The organism is Frankia sp. RB5, assembly GCF_059816245.1.
In genome coordinates this window covers 1-21,077 of the sequence record NZ_JCBATA010000095.1, presented here as the reverse complement: position 1 = coordinate 21,077, position 21,077 = coordinate 1, and the positions used below count along the sequence as shown (strand labels likewise).

Below are 21,077 nucleotides of genomic sequence, written 5' to 3'. Positions count from 1 at the left end.
CCATCCAGATGGCCCTCGCAGGCCAGCCCTGGCTACCCGCCCCCCGCGCCACCGCGCCCGCCCTGACCACCGCCTAAAACAACATCAAAACCGGGGGTGCTGGAGCGCGCACCCGTGAATGGACACGACGCGAGGTGTCCTGGCTCGCCTTGTTCGCCGCGACAGCCTGCGCGCGGGCGTTCGCCCGGCCGTAGTCCGTCGTCAGATCCACCCCCGGCCCGACGATCGGACGGCCATACAGCTCCGCAACCTCGATCGCGTCTTCCAGATCCCGAAGATCCCGCGTCAACCTGTCCAGGTCATAGACAACCGCGCCATCGATCCGCCCGGACCGAAGATCCGCGAGCATCCGCGCATAGTCCGGACGGATCACCCGGGAGATCATCGTGCCGTCTTCCAACACGATCCGCTTCTTACGCCACGCACTCTTCTTGTCCTCGTACACCTCCACCACCTCACCCCCGAACTCGGCGGCGAAGTCGTGGCCATCCTCATCCTGACGCTCCAACGCGTCATCCCCACCCACCACCAGCGAATACCGCCGGTAAAGACCGAGCTGCATACCATCCAACCTTGGCATGCCTTAATACTATTTCGCCAATCCTCTGCAATCCGCGGATGCTGTCCTTCATCGCCGACCTCGGCGACGCCGAACTGCGGGCCGCCCGGTCCGCACAAGGAAGAATAACCGCGGCCGACCTGTACCGGGTGCTCGTGCGCACCTGGCTCACCTACGAGACCAGACGGGCCGACCAGCGCGGCGCGCCATCGTCGCTGGCCCTGGAACAACGCCTCGACGCGGCCTCCACACTCGCGCTTGCCCTGTGGCGCAGCACCGATCGGACCATCGGCGCCGAACAGCTCGAACAGGCCGCGGCGTCCGTCCTCGCCACCATGGGAGACCAGCCGGACCAGCGAGACCAGCCAGATCAGCACGGCCTCGACGCGGCGACCACCGCCCAGATCCTCGGCTCGGGCACGCTGCTGACCCGCGACGCCAAGGGACGCTTCTTCTTCATCCACGCGTCCGTCATGGAGTATCTGGTCGCCGCGTGTGTCCGCGCGCGGGTCGACGAGGACGAGCGGCGCGGTCACTGGCCGGCGGGCCGTGGGGCGGGCCGGCGGTTCGGCGTCTGGTGGCGGCGTGTCCGCCCGCCCGTGCTGACCATGAGCCTGCTCGGCGAGGCGGAGATCTCCGATCTGACCGCCGACTTCCTCATCGACCTGCTCGGGCCGGACGTCGCCGCGGCACTCCCGAAAGAACTCACCGCCAGCCGGTCAACGCCCGCGCTGGCCACGTCCAACGCCCTCGTCCTCGCCCGGCGTGCCGAAACCCGCCTCGCCCGCCCGGCTCGGCTCGACCACGCCCAGCTCGCCGGCCAAGACCTCTCCGGCCGCGTCCTGTCCCACCAGAACCTGCGCGGCGCCGACCTGCGCGGCGCCAACCTCACCGACGCCCGCCTGGCGCACGTCGACCTCTCCGACGCGGATCTGACGGAGGCGAACCTCACCGGCGCCCGCATCGAACACAGCCGGTTCACCGGAGCCGCGCTGGTATCGGTCACCGCGCACCGCTCCCGCTGGACCGCCACCGACCTGACCGACGCCGACCTGTCCCACGCCGACTTCACCGCCGCCCGCCTGACCACCATCGACCTGCGAAACCCCGCCGACCTCAGCGGCTCGCGCTGGACAGGGGCACTCGCCCTGGGCGGCCATCTTGTGGACGCCCCGGCGCTCGCCGCAACCGCCCTCGCGAAACGCGAGACGGCTCAGCCGATGATCGCCCCAACCGCTGGCCCCGTCACCACGCTGGCCTACTCGCCAGACGGCGAACTCCTCGCGTTCGGAATCGGTACCACGGTCCTGCTCGCCGACGCCCGCGACGGCACACTCCTCCGCGCCCTCACCGGTCACACCGACGCCGTCCGGGCGGTGGCGTTCTCCCCCGACGGCCACACCCTCGCCACCAGCTCCACCGACAGCACCGTCCGCCTGTGGGACACCACCAGCGGCCAGACCCGCACCACCCTCACCGGCCACACCGACTGGGTCCGGGCGGTGGCGTTCTCCCCCGACGGCCACACCCTCGCCACCGGCTCCACCGACAGCACCGTCCGCCTGTGGGACACCACCAGCGGCCAGAACCGCACCACCCTCACCGGCCACACCAACTGGGTCCGGGCGGTGGCGTTCTCCCCCGACGGCCACACCCTCGCCACCAGCTCCGACGACAGCACGCTCCGCCTGTGGGACACCACCAGCGGCCAGAACCGCACCACCCTCACCGGCGACACCGACTGGGTCCGGGCGGTGGCGTTCTCCCCCGATGGCCACACCCTCGCCACCAGCTCCGACGACAGCACCGTCCGCCTGTGGGACACCACCAGCGGCCAGACCCGCGCCACCCTCACCGGCCACACCGGCCCCGTCTGGGCGGTGGCGTTCTCCCCCGACGGCCACACCCTCGCCACCAGCTCCACCGACAGCACCATCCGCCTGTGGGACACCACCAGCGGCCAGACCCGCACCACCCTCACCGGCCACACCGGCCCCGTCCGGACGGTGGCATTCTCCCCCGACGGCCACACCCTCGCCACCAGCTCCACCGACAGCACCATCCGCCTGTGGGACACCACCAGCGGCCAGACCCGCACCACCCTCACCGGCCACACCGACCCCGTCCGGACGGTGGCATTCTCCCCCGACGGCCACACCCTCGCCACCAGCTCCACCGACCGCACCATCCGCCTGTGGGACACCACCAGCGGCCAGACCCGCACCACCCTCACCGGCCACACCCGCGGGGTCCTGGCAGTGGCGTTCTCCCCCGACGGCCACACCCTCGCCACCAGCTCCGACGACCGCACCATCCGCCTGTGGGACACCACCAGCGGCCAGAACCGCACCACCCTCACCGGCCACACCAACTGGGTCCGGGCGGTGGCGTTCTCCCCCGACGGCCACACCCTCGCCACCAGCTCCGACGACCGCACCATCCGCCTGTGGGATGTTGACCAAGGTCTGGAGATCGCGGTTCTGATTCCGCTTCCCGATGGCGGTCATGCGGTTGTGCTACCCGACGGCTCCTACAAGCTTGCTGGGGAGGCTGCCGGCCGGTTCTGGTGGATGGTGAGGAATCACCGGTTCGAGGTGGGGGAACTCGACGGCTACGTGGACAACGTCCGCCGCCTGCCCGACGACGCGCCGCTTCCCCGCCCGGCCGCGCCTCCGGCGAAGTGACGCGACACAGGTGGGTCCAAGCCCACCACCCGACAGGGATGCACGCCCGTGTAGAAGCGGTCGTCCTGAAGGCGGGCGGCGGGCAGGACCCAGTGGCCGCCTCGCCGGTACCCCAGCTGGTTCCGCACCACCATGGCCACGCGGACCGTCGGCAGATCCCGCTCCGCCAGCGGCATTGCGGCCTTGCCCGGAGCATGTGTCTCGGTCGCGGTGGACCATCAACAACAGGGGAGCTGTGAACGCATCCGCGCTGTCACCGGGGGCGAGGCCGCTCGTCTGGTCGCCGCCGTCGGCAGGTGGCCGCATCGGGACAAGCCGCCAGCAGGGATCAGGAACCACCGGTTCGGGGCGGCCGCGCCCGTACGCGAAGTGGCGACCGGCCCCCCGCCGGATTACTGACGTTCTGTCGTGGGCCGACCTATCCTGAGGGAGTTGATGCGGTTAGTACGAAAGTGATCGCCTTCCGCGACTGGCTGCCGTCACGACCAGAGGACGCGCGAAGGTGCGGCACCGGGCGGTGGAGGTGGTCGGATGTTCGGGTGGGTTCGGCAGCCGCGAAACGCGGACGCGGCGAGGTGGACACCGAACGTGGACGCCCGACCTTTCGGCTCGGGCGCCGTCGGATCGGGCGCCGTCAGCTCACACGTCGTCGGTTCGGGCGCCGCCGGTTCGGCCGGGATGTCGGTGGGACGGGTGGTGGTCACCTCCGGGTCGCAGGCCATGGCGCTGGCCCGGGAGCTGCTGGATCCCAGTCGGAGTCCGGCCGCGTTCGCCGCGCCGCGCATCACCGAGCGGCGGCTCCTGCACTGGTCCATGATCACCGATCCGTGGGCGAGTGTGCCGGCCGCGCCGCCCGGGGTCGACGTGCGGGTGCTGCTGCCGGAGGCACCCGAGTTCGACGCGCTGCACGTGCTGGTGAAGTCGGCGGGCATAGCGTGCCGCCGGGTGCGTCATCTGGTGGACGCGGAGACGGTCAGCACCCTCGACAAGGATGGCAGGCTGGGGCCGATCTGGGCGTGCCCCGGCTTCCTCCCGGTGGCGAACACCGCCCAGCTCGCCCCGCCGCGGCGCACCGGCGCCTCCGCCGAGGCGGCCCGTGACGCGTTCGAGCTGGCCTGGGACAGCCATGACGGGCCCTTCACGCCGGACTGGACGCCGGTGGACGCGGCCAGTCTCGTCCCGCCCGCCTGGGTGCCCTACCTGGGCCGCCCGACCCTGAACCCGGCGCAGGTCGAGGCGGCGCCGCACATCCTGCGCGGCGAGTCGCATGTGGTCGTGGTGGCGCCCACCGGCTCCGGCAAGACCATCATCGGCATGCTCGCCGCGCTGAAGGCCATCCTCGGCGACGGGCGCAAGGCGGCGTGGCTGGTCCCGCAGCGCTCGCTCACCGACGAACTCGACCGGGAACTGTCGACCTGGCGGGCGCGCGGCCTGCGGGTCGAGCGGCTTTCCGGCGAGCATGTCACCGACGTCGAGAAGGTGCGCCGCGCGGACCTGTGGGTGTCGACGACGGAGAAGTTCGAGGCCGTGTGCCGGTCGAGTTCGTTGCGGACAGCGCTGGCCGAGGTCGGCTGCCTGGTCGTCGACGAGATCCACCTGCTCGGCAGCGCGGCGCGCGGGCCGCTGCTGGAGGCGCTGCTCGCCCGGGTGCGCGGGGCGGACTCGCCGGTGCGCATCGTCGGGCTGTCGGCGACGGTGGCCAACGCCGAGCAGGTCGCCGACTGGCTCGGCGCGCGGGTTGTCAGTTCCAGCTGGCGTCCCACCCGGCTGACCTGGCAGGTCCCGATGGTTCCGGCGAGCTCCGACCGCCGGGCCGCGAACGCGAGCCGGCTCGCCGCGACCCTCGCCATCACCCGCATGATCACCGATGACGAGGGCAGCGTCCTGGTGTTCTGCGGCAGCCGTCGCAACGTCCGGGCGACGGCGCTCGCGATCGCCGCGGACCGGGGTGCGGTCATCGCCGGCGTCGACCCGGACGACGCCGACGCCGTGCACCGGGCCTGTGCCCGTGCCGGCGTCGGCCTGCACTACAAGGGCTGGGAGTACCGGCACGAGGCCGAGCGCGAGTTCCGCGCCCGCCGCCTGGAGGTTCTCGTCGCGACGACGACGGTCGCCGCCGGGGTGAACCTGCCCGCCCGTGCCGTCGTCGTCCGCGACACCCAGATCGGCCTCGACCGCATCGACGTGGCCACCGTCCAGCAGATGTTCGGCCGGGCCGGGCGCATCGGCGCCGGGGAGACCGAGGGCTGGGCGTACCTGATCTGCGACGAGTCGGAGCGGGCGACCTGGCAGAGCCGCCTCGTCGAGGGTTACACCGTCCGTTCCCACATCGCGGACAGCCTGGCCGACCATCTGCTCGCCGAGGCCGCCCAGGACCGCATCGCGACGTTCGCCGACGCCGAGAACTGGTGGCTGCGCACCTTTGCCCACCACCAGGGCGCCGACGGGGTCAGCCCGGTGAGCGACGCCGTCGACCTGCTCGTCAGCGGTGCCTATCTGACCGTGTCCACCAGCGGCCCGCGCCCGACCGAGTCCGACGACCCCTCGCCCCGCAGTTGCGACGTCCTGCTGACCGTGACGGATCTCGGTCTGCTCACGACCCGGTTCATGGTGCCGGTGGAGATCGGGATCGAGCTTCGCGAGCACGTCGACGGAGTGGACGTGCCGGACGCCCCCGAGGAGGCCGAGTGGGTGCTTGCCGGGGCGCTCGGCCGGGTCGTCCCCGAGTTCGCCGAGGCGCCCATCGCCGAGGAGCTGCGTCCACAGGTCGCGCGGCTGCTGCGGGCCCGCGGCCATCGGGACCGGCTCGACGAACCCGGCCGGGCGCCGGGGCTCAGCCCGTCCACCGGCGTCGAGCCCGGCGACCTGGCCCGGGTCGCGTTCGCGCTGGTCGCCAACAGCCCGGCGCTGTTCACCCGGCCGGGACGCACAATCGCGGGCATTCCGACCCCGGCGCTCACGCCGATCCTCGCCGACAGCCCGCGGTACTTCGCCTGGCTCGCCGCCCAGGGCGGGCTCGGCACCGTCCACCCGTGGGTCGCGATCGTCGCCGGCGACCTGGGCCGCCGCATCCGCTGGCGCCGGCTGGGAGCCACCCGCGGCGCCGGCCGCCTGCTGTGGATGTGCGAGCAGATGGCCACCCCGACGCTTGCCGAGGGCGTCGTCCCGGAGTTGTTCTCCGCCGCGCGGCGCCGCGACGTCTCGAACCCGGACTGGCCCGTCGGCCGGCCGCCGACAGGCTGCCGTCTCGACCACGGCGCGTACGTCGCGCTGCTGCGGGATCGAGCGACCGACGCCTCCGCCACCGAACGCGACGGCCAGGTGATACTCCACGGCTCGGCCACCGTGACCGCCGCCCTGTGGTCCGGCCCGAACCGGCTGACCGTGCCCCTGCCACGGACCGACCCCACGCCCTACCCCACCTCGGACGCTCCGCCCGCTGATCGCGGGCCGGGCGACCGTGCGCCGTCCAGCCACGGGGTAGCGCTGTTCACCCGACGCGGCGATGCGCGCAGCACCGGCTGGCTCGCCGCCTACAACAGCATCGGCACCACGGCGACAGCCGCCGACGCGCTCCTGCCCCCACGCGGTCTCATCGGCTAGGGCCGGGCCTCGCCCACCGCGACCCGACACCCGACACCCGACACCCGACACCCGACACCCGACACCCGACACCCGACACCATGATCATCGCCGGGGTGGGTGCCGACCAGAACGCCGAGAGGAGGAAGGCCTTCCCGGAAAGGGGAAGCCCGTGTACGGGACAGCGGCACCGTGTCGCGAACCCGGTGTGTCGCGTCCGATATGTCCCCCTGTTCGCGACACGGACCGGCGCGACGTTGTTCCCCGGCCCGGCCACCGCCGACCAGCGCCGCCTGTCCGACGAGATCATCGGCTACTGGAGCCGCTTCGCGCACACCGGCGACCCGAACCGCCCCGGCGCCCGGGCCTGGGCGCGCTTCACCGCGGCGACCGGCAGCACCGTGCTGTCCCTGGCCCCTGGCCGCGACGGCATCGCCCCCGTCGACCTCGCCGCGAGCACCACCACGACTTCTGGCGCTCCCTCGTCGGCTGACCCACGAACGGCCGCTGACCCACGATCGGCCGAAGACGAGACACGAAGGGTCCCGACCCGAGCGAAACAGCTTGTTCTATGTGGACAGTTCGGTGGCCGCGCCCGGTAAAGCCGTTTGACGAAGACTGCGAGCGGGAAGTCGATTACCGACCGCAACGCGGCGGAGTTCCGCGAGGACTGTCGCCGACCTTCAGGATCGGCGCCTGGGCAGTTGGATCAGAAGCCATGAGTGGTGTGGAGGGACACGAGCTGATCAAGCCCTGGCAGGTCGATGTTCAGAGAGTGGCCGATATAGCTCGTCATTCCGGTTCTCAGACGGGTGTGGACGATATGGACCGGGTCTTCGCCACCGGCGGCGAGGTGGGTCGGGTAATGGCGGGTATCGACTGGTCCGCCACCCCGCTGGGCCCCGTCCGGGCCTGGACCTCGACTCTCCGGACAGCCGTGAGCATCTGCCTGGAGTCCCGGTACCCACTGGAGATTCTCTGGGGGCCGGAATTCATTGAGATCCACAACGACGCGCTGATATCACACATCGGCGACAAGCACCCCGGATGCCTTGGGCGGCCATTCCGAGACGTCTTTCCAGAAATTCAGGATTCATTTGTCCCGATGCTCGACCAGGTGCTGTCCGGTAAGGGCGCCACCTATCGCGAGGACCTGCTCGTGCATCTTCGTCGGCACGGGTATCTCGAGGAGTGCTTCTTCACGTTCTCCTACGGCCCCATCCGTCAGCATCCGGGCGGCGAGGTGGTCGGCGTCTGGACCGCCTCGATGGAGACCACCCGGCAGGTGCTGGGCACGCGGCGGATGTCCTGCCTGCGCGAGCTCGCCGACGCCACCGTGGGCCGGCCGTCTCGGGACGACGTGTTCACCAACGCAGCGCGGGTCCTGGAGCGCCACACGTCGGACATCCCGTACTGCGTGATCCTGGCCTCGGAGGAACGAGCGGCGGCCGGGGCCGGAGCCGCGCCGGTGCTCCTGCCGGCGGCCGCCGCCGGCGTCGCCGAGGAGCAAGGTCGGTCAGGCGGTTGCCTGAGCGGCATCGACGCCGAGGGCTTGGTCCCCGAGCTGGGCGACTCGGCCGCCACGGGCCGGACGCGGATCACCCGCCACGTCCTCGAACGGCTCGGCCTTCACCGCGCCTTCGCCGAGCCACCCTCGACGTCGGCGATGGTCGTCCCCCTCACGAAAAGTGAGACCAGCCGTCCCACCGGGCTGTTCGTCGCAGGCATGAGTGACCGGCTCCCGGTCACTGACGACTACCGCGCCTTCGTCTCCCTTGCGGCCGCCCAGATCGCGGCCGCCGCGATGGCGGCGCACGCGCTCGAGATGGAACGGACGATGGCGGCCGAGGCCCGCCGCCGTGCCCTCCACGACGGCCTCACCGGACTGCCGAACCGGGCGGCACTGTTCGAGCGTCTGCCGACGACCCTGAAGGAGTCCGAACGCGAACATCGACCCGTCGGATTCCTCTTCATCGACCTGGACGGCTTCAAGGCGGTGAACGACACGCTGGGCCACCAGGCAGGCGACGATCTGCTCCGCGAGGTCGCCGCGCGGCTACGACGGGCCGTCCGGCCCAGTGACATCGTCGTCCGTCTCGCCGGCGACGAGTTCGCCGTCCTCTGCGAGAACATCACCTCCAACCCGGCGATCGAGGCAATCGCGGACCGCATCATCGACAATCTCGCGATTCCCAGCGGGACCGGTGCCGAATGCGTGACGGTGACCGCCAGCGTCGGCATTGCGACAACGGGACCAGGAATCACCGACGCCGACGAGCTCGTCCGCGCCGCGGACAGCGCCATGTATGCGGCCAAGAAGCGCGGCCGAGGCCGCTGGGAGCACTTTGACCGATCAATGCTGATGCGCCGGAGTCAGCGCGGGCCGCCGATGCCGGACGCCGGCGACGGCTGACCCACCCGGTCGCCGCGGTAGCCACGATGAGCGTAGGGCTCGCACCGGCCGCCGGCGGCGGCGACGAAGCACTGTGTACACAATTTCGCGTACGCTGGCTCCATGGACGACAGCGAGAACGAGCTGAGCGTGCGGGACGCTCGCGCCCACTTCGCCACGGTCATCGATCGAGCCCAGGCTGGCTCGCCGACGGTCATCACCCGCAACGGCCAGGCTGTGGCAGCGGTCGTGCCCATTGAGGACTTCAACGCACTCGAGGACGCCATCGACCGGCAGCTGTCCCGGGAAGCCGACCGGGATCTGGCGGAGAACCCGGACGCGCCGACCCACAGCATGGCCGAGGTCATCGCCGCGGTCTTCGAGGACGAGTCCCACCACGGCGCCGCGTGAAATACACATTTCGCTGGCGGCAGCGAGCCGCCCGGCAACTACGGGACATCCCTCCGCCCGCCGCCCTCACCATTCTGCGCGCCCTGGCCTCGCTCGGGGACGATCCACGCCGGCCGGACGCACAGGTGAGAAAGCTCGTAGGTTACGACGACCGTTATCGCCTCCGCGTGGGCGACTATCGCGTCCTCTACGACATCAGCGACGGACACCTCGTCATCCTCGTTGTAGGCGTCGGTCATCGTCGCGACGTCTACCGGGGCCAGTGACGCCGGGCCTCCCGCGGACCTCCCGCCGATCCATCGGAGGATCACAGGCGGGGGTCGACGGGTTCCGATTCGAGGGCGAGGACGGCGAAGACGCATTCGTGGACGCGCCACAGCGGATCCCCGGCGGCGGCCCGTTCCAGCGCCTCCAGGCCGAGCGCGTACTCCCGGTGTGCCAGCGACCGTTTCCGGCCGAGTGACCGGGAGCGGAGCCGTTCGAGATTCGCCGGCTCGGTGTAGTCCGGCCCGTAGACGATCCGCAGATACTCCCGCCCTCGCACCTTGACCCCCGCCTGGGCGAGCCCCCGCCCACCCCGCGCGAGCCCCCGGGCAGGCTTGACGACCATCCCCTCGCCACCGTCGCCGGTCAGGTCCTCCCACCAGCGCACACCGGCGGCGACGGACTCCGGGTCGGAGGCGTCCACCAGGAGGTGACGGGTCGGTGCGACGAGATCCCCGTCCGCGGCGACGAGCCGGTCGGCGATCGCCAGATGCCAGGAGTGTTCACGATCGACGTGCATGGCCCCGACCGCGACACCAGCGCCGGGGCCGCTGGCCAGGAGCGTGAAGGGGGCGATCCGCACGCCGTCGAGGCCGTCGACGGGCCAGCAGTAACGGCGGTAGGCGCGGGTGAACGCCTCCGCGTTGTCGAGGCGCGAGCGGGTGCGTCCGAGCAGGTCGGCGACGTCGATGCCGCGGCCGGCGGCGGCGGTCAGGGCCGAGACAGCGGCGGGCAGGGCGGTGCGTGCGGCGGCCCCGGCGGCGGCGTACTGGCGGGCGACGAGCTCGCTGGCCTTCGCACTCCACGGCATGATCTCGGCGTCGAGCACCAGCCAACCGGCGGCAAGCTCCTCCCAGAGCCCGGCCGCCGTCACCGCGGCGCGCAGCCGGGCGAGCAGCCGTTCGGTGAGGTCGGCGGCGAAGAACGGCCGACCGGTGCGGGTGAACACCGCGCCGGTCGTCCCCGGCGAGGCGCCGAACCGGGCGGCGGCGACGCCGGCGTCCCGGCACAGGACGACGACGGCCCGCGAGCCCATGTGCTTCTCCTCGCAGACCAGCTCGGTGACACCGTCCGCGCGGTAGGCCTCGAACGCCTCGACCGGATGCTCCAACAGCCCCGGCTGACGCGACGTCGGCGGCGGGCTCATCGTCGGCGGCAGGTAGACGAGCCACCGCGGGTCGAGCGCGAAGCGGCTCATCACCTCGAGCGCGGCCAGCGCGTTCTCCTCATGGATCGTGACCCGCCCGCCGTGCCTGGTCTCGATCACCCGCCGCCCCAGCACGTCGGTGAGGTCCAGCAGGTCAGCTGGCGTTGACCGCACCGTGATGGCCAGCCCGTCGGGCTTCTGCCGCGGAAACGGCGCGAGCAGCGCACTCGCCGAGGACGGATCGCCGTCCTCCGCCACCTCCGTCGCTGCCACCTCCGACGCTGCCGTCGATGACGACTCCGGTTCCGGCGCCGCGGTCAGGGGGCGGGTGGGCTCGAAGTGGACGGCGGTGGCGGGGACGGAGACGAGGTGGCGTTCGGGATAGCGCAGGGCGGTCAGACGCCCGCCGAAGACGCAGCCGGTGTCCAGGCAGAGCGTGTTGTTGATCCACTCCGGCTCGGGTATGGGGGTGTGGCCGTAGAGGACGACCGCGCGGCCGCGGTAGTCGCGGGCCCACGGGTAGCGGACGGGCAGTCCGTACTCGTCCGTCTCGCCGGTCGTGTCGCCGTACAGGGCGAACTCCCGCACCCGCGCCGAGGCCCGGTTGTGGTACGCCTCCTTCAGCCCGGCGTGGGCGACGACCAGCGCGCCGCCGTCGAACACCAGATGCGACACCAGGCCGTCGCAGAACGCGGACACCTCGGCGCGGAACTCGGCGCTCTCCTCGTCGAGCTGGCGCAGCGACTCGGCCAGCCCGTGCCCGATGCGCACCTTGTTGCCCCGCAGCACACGAGCCAGCTTGTTCTCGTGGTTGCCACAGACCGCGTACGCGCTGCCCTCGGCGACCATCCCCATCGCGAGCCGCAGCACCCCGGGTGTGTCCGGGCCGCGGTCGACGAGGTCGCCGACGAACACCACCCGCCGCCCGGCCGGGTGACGCGCGCCCACCGGCCGTCCGGCGTCGTCGCGGCGCAGCTCGTAGCCGAGCTCGCCGAGCAGCGACTCCAGCTCCCCCCGGCAGCCATGCACATCGCCGATGACGTCGAACGGGCCGGTCTCGTCCCGCAGGTCGGTGAACAGCCGGCTGTAGGCGATCGTCGCCGCCGCGACCTCCTCCTCCGAGCGCAGCACATGCACCCGGCGGAAACCCTCCCGGGCCAGCCCGCGCAGCGATCGCCGCAGGTCGGCGCACTGCCGGCGGACGACGCCGGCGCCGAAGGCGCGGTCCGGACGGCCCGCGTTGCGCGACAGGCATACCTTCTCGGGCAGGTCGAGGACGATCGCCACGGGCAGCACGTCATGCTCGCGGGCGAGCTGCACGAGCCCGGCCCGGGCCTTGGCCTGCACGTTCGTCGCGTCGATCACCGTGACCCGACCCGCGGCCAGCCGCTTGCCAGCGATGTAGCGCAGCACGTCGAAGGCGTCCGGGGTGGCGGCCTGGTCGTTCTCGTCGTCGGCGACGAGCCCACGACAGACGTCCGACGACAGCACCTGCGTCGGGCGGAAATGCTCCCGCGCGAACGTCGACTTCCCCGAGCCCGACGCCCCCACCAGCACCACGAGGCACATCTGCGGAATCGCCAGCACCGTCCCGGCCTCGTTCACGATGCCGCGCCCTCCCTTCGTTCCAGAACGGCAAGCTGGGTGGGCGCCCCGAGCCGCGGGTCCACCTCGCCGACGGTGCCCAGCCGGGCGGTGTACGGGTAGGCGGCGACCAGATCGTCGACCCAGGCGGCGAACTCGGCGCGCGTCCACTCGAAGCGGTGGTCGCGATGGCGCGGCGAGCCGGGCGCGAGTCCCGGATAGCGGACGTTGTACTCGACGTTCGGCGTGGTGACGACGACGAGTCGGGGTCGGGCGTGGCCGAGCACCGCCTCGGCGAGCGCCGGCAGCCGGGGCGGGTCGACATGCTCGACGACCTCGCTGAGCACGGCGGCGTCCAGACCGGCGAGGCGGGCGTCCCGGTAGGTCAGCGACGTCGCGACCAGCCGGAGCCGGGCGCGGGTCCGCTCGGGCATCCGGTCCAGGCGCAGCCGCCGGGCCGCGAGCTCCAGCGCCCGGTGCGACACGTCCGCCGCGACCACCTCGGTGAACGCCGGGTCGGCGAGCAGCTGCGCGACCAGCTTCCCGTCCCCGCACCCCAGGTCGGCGACCCGCCGCGCCCCCGCTCCCCGCAGCACCTCGACGATCGCCTCCCGCCGCAACCCCGCCAGCGACGGCACCGCCCGATCCGTCCCCGCCGCGGGCTGGATCGTGCCGGCGGTTCCGCCGGCCTGGATCGCATCGGCCGCATCGCCGTCGGACGCATTGCCGTCGGACGCATTGCCGTCGGACGCGACGAGGCCGGGTTCGAAGGCGCTGGCGACGCGGTCGTCGGGGAGGTCGTCGGCGGCGGTGAGGCGGGACAGCGCGGAGGTGGCGAGGCTGCCCCGGTGGGCGAGGTAGCGCCGGGCGATCAGGTGCCGCTCCGGGTGTTCCGGCAGCCACCGGGCTCCTTCGCGGACCAGTTTGTCGACCTCGTCGCGGCCGACGAAGTAGTGCTTGCCGTCGTCGAGCACCGGAAGCAGCACGTAGACCTGCGTCAACGCGTCGGCGAGGCGGGCGGTGCCGGTGAGCGTCACGTCATGGTGCGGGGCCACGCCCCATTCGGGGAAGCGGTCGTCGAGGGGCACGGATTCCGCCCGCACCGCCCAGCCCAGCGGGGCGAACAGGCGCTCGACGAGCGCCGCGCCACCACCCCGGCACGGCAGCGCGGCGATGCGGATCTCCAGCGGGATGGGGGTGGCGGCCAGCTCCGGACGGGATTTGCAGATGCCCGCCATCGCCGTCGAGAACACCGCCGCCATCGCGACGGCAAGCAGGCTCGACGCCGCATAGGGCCGATCGTCGACGTAGTGCGCCCCCTGGCCCTGGCCGCCTTCCCCTTTCCCGCGCCCGCCGCGGACCAGGCCGATCGGGTCGATGTCGAGCAGCAGTGCCGCCGTCGCGCGCTCCTCGGTGGCCTCCGGATAGAAGACGTGCGCCACCCCGGCCGCCGTATCGAACCGCTGTGCCCGCTCGGGATGCTTGTGCAACAGATACCCAAGATCGGTCGCGGGACGCAGGGATGTTGACACGGTCAGTAGCACGCGCCCATCGTGTCAGACATACCGCAGGATGGCTTCCGATTTATCGGCGGATCTGGTTCATCGGGGGGCTCGGGCGTCGTAGTCGTGCCTGGCCCGCTCGACGCTGCCGAGGTTGGCGCTGGCCCAGGTCGCCAGGTGCGCGAAAAGGGGCGCGAGGCTGCGGCCGAGGTCGCTGATCTCGTACTCGACCCGGGGCGGCACCTCGGGATGGTAGGTGCGCGTGATCAGGCCGTCCCGCTCGAGTTGGCGCAGCCGCTGGGTCAGCACCTTCGGCGTGACCGTGGCTATCCGCCGCTCCAGCTCGACGAAACGCTGCCGACCGAACTCGTTCAGGGTCCAGAGGATCGGCGTGGTCCATCGGCTGAACACGATGTCGACGACCGGGCTGATCGGGCAGGCGACCTCGGCGGCGCCCGGCGTGCCAGTGGTCTGCATCCCTCGAGGATAGCCACTTTCTCCTAGGTACCTACTATCCCGCCGATGTTAGCGTCGCGTCGTTCCGGCCACGAGGCCGCAAAAATCGAAGACCTGATAGGAGCAATCCAGATGATCGTGGTGACAGGGGCGACCGGAAACGTGGGCCGACCGCTGGTCGAAGCACTCGCAGCAGCAGGTTCCACGGTGACGGCGGTGTCCCGCCGCAGTGCCGCGCAGGCCGCACCCGATGGAGTGCGGACGATCGCGGCGGACCTGACGTCACCGGACGCACTGCGGCCGGCTTTCGACGGCGCCGAGGCGCTGTTCCTCCACGACGGCGGCGCCAGCGCCGAGACGCTGCGGCCCGGCGAGATTCTCGACCTCGCCAAGGCCGGGGGAATCACCAGGGTCGTGGTGCTGTCGTCCCAGGGGGTCCGCACCCGCCCGGACTCCCATTCCCACGGCGTGCTGATGCGATCGCTGGAGGACGCGGTGCGGCAGTCGGGTCTGGACTGGACGATTCTGCGCCCGGGTGGATTCAACTCCAACATGTTCGCCTGGGCGGATTCCATCCGAACCCGTCGGACGGTCGTCGCTCCGTTCGGCGACGTCGCCATGCCGACAATCGATCCCGCCGACATCGCCAACGTCGCGGCCGCCGCCCTGCGCGAGGACGGCCACGCCGGGCGGATCCACGAGCTGACCGGGCCCGCCCTCACCACGCCCCGCCAGCGCGCGGCCCTCATCGCCGACGCCCTCGGCGAACCCATCTCCTTCATCGAGCAGCCCCCCGAGGAGGCCCGCGCGCAGATGCTGCACTTCATGCCCGCGTGGGCGGTCGACACGACCCTCGCCGTCCTCGGCGAGCCCACCCCGGACGAACAACAGATCAGCCCCGCCGTCGAACAGATCCTCGGCCGCCCGCCGCGCACCTTCGACGCCTGGGTGACCCGCCACGTTCCCGCCTTTCGGTAGGACCCGTTGCACCGCGGTGATCGATAGCGTTCATCACCTATGCCGCCTCGCCTCTCGGCGAGGCACCCCCGGTCTGACCGGCCGTGGCCGTGCCGGGTTCCCGCTTCCCAGCCACCCGCCGCGCGGACGCGGTCTTACGGTCGGCTCCACGGGCGTTTTCCGTCTCCGTCGTACTGGCGGCGACGAGGTTGGACAGGTTGACCGCGGCGTTGTGGTCGCGGTCGGCTACCAGTCCGCAGGACCGGCAGGCGAAGATGCGGTCCGACAGGGTCAGGCTTGGGTTTCGCCTGCCGCAGCCGGAACAGGTCTTCGAGCTTGGATACCAGCGGTCGGCGACGACGAGCGTCGAGCCGTACCAGCCGGTTTTGTAGGCGAGCTGGCGGCGGATCTCGGCCATCCCCGTGTCGGCTACGGCGCGGGCGAGCCGCCGGTTACGGACCATCCCAGCGATGTGCAGATCCTCCACCACGATCATGCTGTGGTTCTTCGCCAACCGGGTGGTGAGCTTGTGCAGCCCGTCGCGCCGCTGGTTCGCGATCCGGGCGTGGATGCGCGCGAGCCGGGCCGCGCGCTGCCGACGCCCGGCGCTGCCCGGTTCCGACCGGGCGTAGGCCCGGGACGCTTTTCGGAGCGTGCGCAGCGAGCGGGCCAGCGGCTTCGGGTTGGCGACCTGCTCGCCGGTCGAGAGCACCGCGAGATGCTTCACGCCGGCATCGACACCGACCGCCCCGCCCCGGCGCTGCCGGGCCGACGGCCCGGCCGGGACTTCCCGATCGACCTCGACGGTGAACGACACGTACCAGCGGCCGGCGGTCCGGGACACGGTCGCGCCGAGCAGCCGCGCCGAGTCGTCGGCGAGCCGTGAGGTGAGCGCGCCCATCGGCTCGTGGACCTTCACCCGACCGATCCGGGGCAGCTTCACATACCGGTCACCGGCCGGGCCGTAGGCACCGGTCGTGTACCGGAACGACTCCCGGGCCTTGCCGCGCTTTTTGAACCGGGGGAAACCGACCCGACGGCCCCCACGGGCGCCCTTCCTCGAGTCGGAGAAGTTCTTCAACGCGCGGGCGAGACGGTCCAGCCCGGCCGAGTACGCCTCCTTCGAGCACTCGCCCCACCAGGGCGCGACCTCGTGCTTGGCCGTGTTCCACGCCAGCCGCAGCGCGGGCAGCGTCCACGGCACCGGCGTGAGCTGGTCGCCGCCCTGGCCGTAGGACGTCTCGGCGTCGCGCTGGGCGAGCGCGGCCTTCACCCGGGCCACACCCCAGTTGTAGGCGAACCGGGCCGCCCCGGCGTGACGGGACAGGTTCACGGCCTGGGCGTCGTTCGGGTCGAGCGCGAACCGATAGGCCTGCAGCGTCGTCACCCGGCGTCCTCGGTCGCGGCGGCGACCGCCCGGCGGGCACGATCCGCGGCGGTCTGGTGGCCGTACAACCGGGCGCACAGCGACGTGAGGATCTCCGTCATGTCCCCGACCAGGTCATCGTCGACCTCGACCGGGTCGACGACCAGCAGACGCCGGCCGTGCGCGGCCAACACGGCCTCGACATACTCGGCGCCGAACCGGGCGAACCGGCCGCGGTGCTCCACGACGATCGTGCTCACCCCCGGGTCGCCCAACAACGCGGACAACTCCCGGCGGTCGCCGTTCAACGCGGAGCCGACCTCGGTCACAACCCTGCCGACCGGCAGGCTCCGCTCGCCGCACCAGGTGGCGACACGGGCGACCTGCCGGTCCAGGTCGGCCTTCTGGTCAGCGGACGACACCCGGGCGTACACCGCCGTCACACCGGATGGCACCAGCCGTGTCTCGACGTCGCCGACCAGAATCAGGCCGCCAACCTTGCGGGCGGGGACCGGGAGCGTGCCAGCCGCGTACCAGCGCCGGGCGGTCACGTACGCGACGCCCTGCGACTCGGCCCACTCCTTCAGGTTCACCTGACCATTATAGACGGCTGGAGCAGCCTATTGAGTGCTGCTAGTCAGCAGTTCACAACCCCGGCATCTCCCTCACCGCTCACGGGCGGTCCCGCCGGACCGCGATCCCGTGGGTCGCGCGGTCCCGCGGGACCGCGGAGGAACGAGGGTCGGCGTCCCGACCGGCGCGGCGGGCTCAGGGCATGGCGACGGCGAGCAGGCAGAGGTCGTCCTCGCGGTCCTCGGCGCCGGCGATCTCCGCGAGGACGCGGCCGCACAGTCCGTCAAGGTCGAGGTCGGCGCAGGCGGCGGCGGTGGCGCAGGTGGCGAGCTCGGCCAGCCGGTCGGTGAGCGAGGTCCCGCGCCGTTCCACCAGGCCGTCGCTGTAGAGCAGCAGGCGCGCCCCGGGCGGTAGCGAGGTCTCGCTCTGGCCGTAGCTGGCCTCGGGGTCGACGCCGAGCATCGGGCCGTGGAGGTCGTCGAGGAAGGTGGCGAAACGGGCGGCGACCAGCAGCGGCGGTGGATGGCCGGCGCAGGACCAGCTGAGCCGGCCGGTGTCGGGTTCGAGGCGGACGACGACGGCGGTGGCGTAGGTGTCGTCGTCGGGGCAGGCGGCGAGGTTCGCCGACAGCTGGGTCGTGATCACCGCCGGGGGATGGCCTTCGATCGCATAGGCGCGGGCGGCGTGACGTAACTCTGCCATGGTCGAGACGGCGGGCAGCCCGTGGCCACCGACATCCCCGACGACGAGGGTGACGCTGCCGTCGGCGCGCACCACCGCGTCGTACCAGTCGCCGCCGATGCCGGCGTCCGGCCCGGCCGGCAGGTAACGGGACACGAGGCGCAGCCCGGGCACGTCCGGCAGGGTCCGCGGGAGGATCGCGCGCTGCAGTACCTCGGTGACCGACAGCTGCCGTTCGTGCAGCCGGGCCCGCTCGATCGCCTGTGCGTACACGCCGGTCAGGGTGCGCAGGAAGGCCCGGTCGTCCTCGTCGAAGGTGCGCGGGCCGGTCCAGCCCAGGGACAGCACGCCGATGATCCGCCCGGAGACGACAAGCGGCAGGGTGGCCGTCGCGTCGATCCTCAGCAGCCCGAAGATCTCGGTACGGTCCGGATAGTCCCGCAGGTAGGTCGCGCCGGTGGCGTCGAAGCGGGGCTCACCGGTGCGCAGGATGTCCGCGGTCGCCGCGGGACCGGGACGCCGGCCGTGGCCGCGTTCCCACACCTGGTTGAAGATTGGCTGGGACAGCCGCGGCCAGGCGATGACCCGACACGGTTCGCGGTCCTCGTAGAGGACGAACCCGGCGAAGGCGACCGACGCGCCCTCGACGGCCGTACGGAACGCGACGGTGGCGACGTCGTCGACCGTCAGCACCGAACCGAGCTCGGTGGTCACCGCCAACAGCCGGCGCGAGCGCGCCAGCGCCAGGGCGAGCGACGCCTCCTCGGCCGCAGCCCCGACCGCCGCGATCTCCGCCGAGTCGACGTCCGCCGCCGCAGCCCCGACCGCCGTGCTCCGTAGCCGCCTCCCCATCGCGCTCGCCCTTCCGGGCCGCCGCCGCGCCCGCGAAGGCCAGAACCGCACCCGCACCGGTGCCGGCATCCGGTACGGGCGGCGGACGACGGCGCCCTGCGCCCTCGATGACGTGCGTCGCCGGCACCCCAGCATCGTAACAACGAGTTACGAGTCGGCAGTAGGCCGACCTCGACCGCGGACGAGCAGGAAGACGGCGACCAGCGCCGCCACCGCGACGGTCACGGCCGCGTTCACCCCGAGGGCGAGGCGGATGCCGCCGAGGGTGGCGCCAGCCGCCGAGTGGCCGCCGGCGTGGGTCAGCGCGGTGGCGCGGGCATTCGCGATCGCGCTCAGCACGGGAATGCCAAGGGTCAGCGCGACCTGCTGGGTCATGGTGGTCAGGCCGGTGGCCAGGCCCTGCTGCTCGTCGGGGAGATTCGACGTCGCGGTGACCAGGTAGCCAACGATGCCGCAGGCGTGGCCGAAGAAGCCGACGGCCGAGGCCGCCAGCACCAGGGTCAGCGACCCGCGGTCGACGCCGGCGAACACCAGGCCCAGCGCGCACAGCGCCTGCAACAGCAGGCCGATCACCAGCAACGCCCGGGCCTGGACAAGCCCCAGCAGGCGCGGGCCGAGCAGCCCGGCCGTGAACGCCGCCGCCCCCGGAACGCCGAAGATCAGACCGGTCGTCACCGCCGAGTAGTGCAGCACCTGCTGCAGGTACAGCGTCATCATGAACACGATCGAGCTGCCCAGCGCGAAGACGCCGAAGCCGCCGGCGTTACCCCAGCCGACGTGGCGCAGCCGCAGCACATCGAGCGAGGCCAGCGGGTGCGGGCTGGTGCTCTCGATGCGGCCGAACGCGCCGAGCAGCACGGCGCCGACGGCGATCGACACCCACACCCACGGGTCCGACCAGCCCTCCTCGCCGGCCCGCGAGATGCCGTAGACGAACGCGACCAGGCCCGCCGTCACCGTCAGCGCACCGGGAACGTCGAGGCGCCCGCCCGCGTCCCCGCGCCCACCGGTGAGGACCCGCGGCGCCAGCGCGATGATGACGACGGCGACCGGCACGTTGACGAGGAACGCCCAGCGCCAGCTCAGGTAGCCGGTGAGCAGGCCGCCGACCAGCGCGCCGACGGTGAACCCGGCCGGCAGCAGCGCCCCGTTCAGGCTCAGCGCCCGCTGCCGGACCGGCCCCTCCGGGAACGTGATGACCAGCAGCGACAACGCGGCCGGGATGGCGATCGCCGCCGCCATGCCCTGACCGACCCGGGCGACGAGCAGCTCGGTGGGCCCCTGCGCGAACCCGCCGAGCAGCGACGCGGCGACGAGCAGCACCAGGCCGGTCAGCAGCGTCCGGCGCCGTCCGGCCAGGTCCGCGACCCGCGCGAACAGCAGCGTAAGCCCCGCCGAGGGCAGCGCGAACGCGGTCGCGATCCACTGCAGGTCGCGATCACCGAGGCCGACGCCGTGGCCGATCGACGGCAGGGCGACGTTGAGGATCGAGAAGTCGATGGCCAGCATGAACTGGGTGCCCAGCAGCAGCACCAGCGCCAGCCGCTGCCGGGGCGTCATCCGGTCCGCCGCCGGCTCGACGGGACGTCGCCGGCGGGCCTCGTCCGGGTCGCGAGGCTCGGGCACGCGCTGTTCAGGCTCCGGGCGCCGCTCTGGGCGCGACGGCCGCACGGTCGAGGCAGAGGTCTGTTCGTTCACGGAGACGACGCTCGCCGCCCGCGGCCCGGCCAGCCATTCCCCCGCCGGTACCCCCCGCCCGGAGGGTACGCACGGCGAGGATGGCCTCGGCGGGGTGACCGAAGAACGTAGCGCGCAGGCCCCGTCCTTCAGGGCGGGGTCAGCACATCAACTCCGGCGTCAGGATGACAACGGCATGATGTATTCTTTCAGGCATGGGGAACCGGGTGGTGAAGCGGGCATACCGCTACCGCTTCTACCCAACACCGGAACAGGCCACGCAGCTTTCCCGTACTTTCGGCTGCGTGCGCTACGTGTACAATCGTGCGCTGGCCGAACGGCACCGGGCCTGGTCTCAGGAACAGCGGCGGGTCACCCACGCCGAAACCG

At 72.1% G+C, this 21,077-nt stretch carries 16 protein-coding genes; 8 read left to right on the top strand and 8 right to left on the bottom strand.

Going from position 1 to position 21,077, the window contains the following annotated elements:
• Nucleotides 1–73: 73 nt before the first annotated feature.
• A complete protein-coding gene (locus AC6EXY_RS31370; RefSeq protein WP_499818760.1) occupies nucleotides 74–562 on the bottom strand; it encodes a recombinase family protein in 489 nt (162 codons plus the stop codon).
• 56 nt (nucleotides 563–618) lie between these two features.
• On the opposite strand from AC6EXY_RS31370, the gene AC6EXY_RS31365 reads away from it, so the two are divergent.
• From AC6EXY_RS31365 to AC6EXY_RS31340, 6 genes are all read left to right on the top strand, one after another.
• On the top strand, nucleotides 619–3,243 hold the full coding sequence (locus AC6EXY_RS31365; protein ID WP_499818761.1) for a pentapeptide repeat-containing protein: 2,625 nt from the start codon (nucleotides 619–621) through the stop codon (nucleotides 3,241–3,243).
• A 588-nt stretch (nucleotides 3,244–3,831) separates the two neighbouring features.
• Nucleotides 3,832–6,846, top strand: coding sequence for a DEAD/DEAH box helicase (locus AC6EXY_RS31360; RefSeq protein WP_499818762.1), 3,015 nt, complete (start codon nucleotides 3,832–3,834; stop codon nucleotides 6,844–6,846).
• Nucleotides 6,847–7,082: 236 nt separating this feature from the next.
• Complete coding sequence (locus AC6EXY_RS31355; RefSeq protein ID WP_499818763.1) at nucleotides 7,083–7,427, top strand: hypothetical protein; 345 nt, start codon at nucleotides 7,083–7,085, stop codon at nucleotides 7,425–7,427.
• Between the two features lie 503 nt (nucleotides 7,428–7,930).
• Complete coding sequence (locus AC6EXY_RS31350; protein WP_499842454.1) at nucleotides 7,931–9,238, top strand: diguanylate cyclase domain-containing protein; 1,308 nt, start codon at nucleotides 7,931–7,933, stop codon at nucleotides 9,236–9,238.
• 102 nt (nucleotides 9,239–9,340) lie between these two features.
• Complete coding sequence (locus tag AC6EXY_RS31345) at nucleotides 9,341–9,628, top strand: type II toxin-antitoxin system Phd/YefM family antitoxin (RefSeq protein ID WP_101832460.1); 288 nt, start codon at nucleotides 9,341–9,343, stop codon at nucleotides 9,626–9,628.
• A complete protein-coding gene (locus tag AC6EXY_RS31340; protein ID WP_499818765.1) occupies nucleotides 9,625–9,894 on the top strand; it encodes a type II toxin-antitoxin system RelE family toxin in 270 nt (89 codons plus the stop codon). The genes AC6EXY_RS31345 and AC6EXY_RS31340 overlap by 4 nt, the downstream gene beginning before the upstream one ends.
• A gap of 41 nt (nucleotides 9,895–9,935) precedes the next feature.
• On the opposite strand, the gene AC6EXY_RS31335 is transcribed toward AC6EXY_RS31340, so the two are convergent.
• The 3 genes from AC6EXY_RS31335 to AC6EXY_RS31325 are packed head-to-tail and all read right to left on the bottom strand — an operon-like array spanning nucleotide 9,936 to nucleotide 14,602.
• Nucleotides 9,936–12,608, bottom strand: coding sequence for a polynucleotide kinase-phosphatase (locus AC6EXY_RS31335; protein ID WP_499818769.1), 2,673 nt, complete (start codon nucleotides 12,606–12,608; stop codon nucleotides 9,936–9,938).
• 32 nt (nucleotides 12,609–12,640) lie between these two features.
• The gene (locus AC6EXY_RS31330; protein ID WP_499818766.1) at nucleotides 12,641–14,167 is read right to left on the bottom strand and encodes a 3' terminal RNA ribose 2'-O-methyltransferase Hen1; all 1,527 of its coding nucleotides are present in this window, start codon (nucleotides 14,165–14,167) and stop codon (nucleotides 12,641–12,643) included.
• 57 nt (nucleotides 14,168–14,224) lie between these two features.
• Nucleotides 14,225–14,602, bottom strand: a complete 378-nt coding sequence (locus AC6EXY_RS31325; RefSeq protein ID WP_101833595.1) for a winged helix-turn-helix transcriptional regulator — start codon at nucleotides 14,600–14,602, stop codon at nucleotides 14,225–14,227.
• Nucleotides 14,603–14,713: 111 nt separating this feature from the next.
• Between AC6EXY_RS31325 and AC6EXY_RS31320 the strand changes: the two genes are divergently transcribed.
• The gene (locus AC6EXY_RS31320) at nucleotides 14,714–15,559 is read left to right on the top strand and encodes an NAD(P)H-binding protein (protein WP_101833596.1); all 846 of its coding nucleotides are present in this window, start codon (nucleotides 14,714–14,716) and stop codon (nucleotides 15,557–15,559) included.
• A 37-nt stretch (nucleotides 15,560–15,596) separates the two neighbouring features.
• On the opposite strand, the gene tnpB is transcribed toward AC6EXY_RS31320, so the two are convergent.
• The 4 genes from tnpB to AC6EXY_RS31300 form a co-directional block, all read right to left on the bottom strand.
• Nucleotides 15,597–16,925, bottom strand: a complete 1,329-nt coding sequence (tnpB, locus tag AC6EXY_RS31315; protein ID WP_499818767.1) for an IS607 family element RNA-guided endonuclease TnpB — start codon at nucleotides 16,923–16,925, stop codon at nucleotides 15,597–15,599.
• Entirely contained in the window at nucleotides 16,922–17,497 is a 576-nt protein-coding gene (locus AC6EXY_RS31310) for an IS607 family transposase (protein ID WP_499818768.1), read from the bottom strand. Before AC6EXY_RS31310 ends, tnpB begins: the two co-directional genes overlap by 4 nt.
• A 175-nt stretch (nucleotides 17,498–17,672) precedes the next feature.
• The gene (locus AC6EXY_RS31305; protein WP_243407824.1) at nucleotides 17,673–19,010 is read right to left on the bottom strand and encodes a PP2C family protein-serine/threonine phosphatase; all 1,338 of its coding nucleotides are present in this window, start codon (nucleotides 19,008–19,010) and stop codon (nucleotides 17,673–17,675) included.
• 147 nt (nucleotides 19,011–19,157) lie between these two features.
• Nucleotides 19,158–20,636, bottom strand: a complete 1,479-nt coding sequence (locus AC6EXY_RS31300; RefSeq protein WP_243407825.1) for an MFS transporter — start codon at nucleotides 20,634–20,636, stop codon at nucleotides 19,158–19,160.
• A 266-nt stretch (nucleotides 20,637–20,902) separates the two neighbouring features.
• Between AC6EXY_RS31300 and AC6EXY_RS31295 the strand changes: the two genes are divergently transcribed.
• A partial coding sequence (locus tag AC6EXY_RS31295) for a helix-turn-helix domain-containing protein (protein WP_499818770.1) occupies nucleotides 20,903–21,077 on the top strand: 175 nt, incomplete at its 3' end.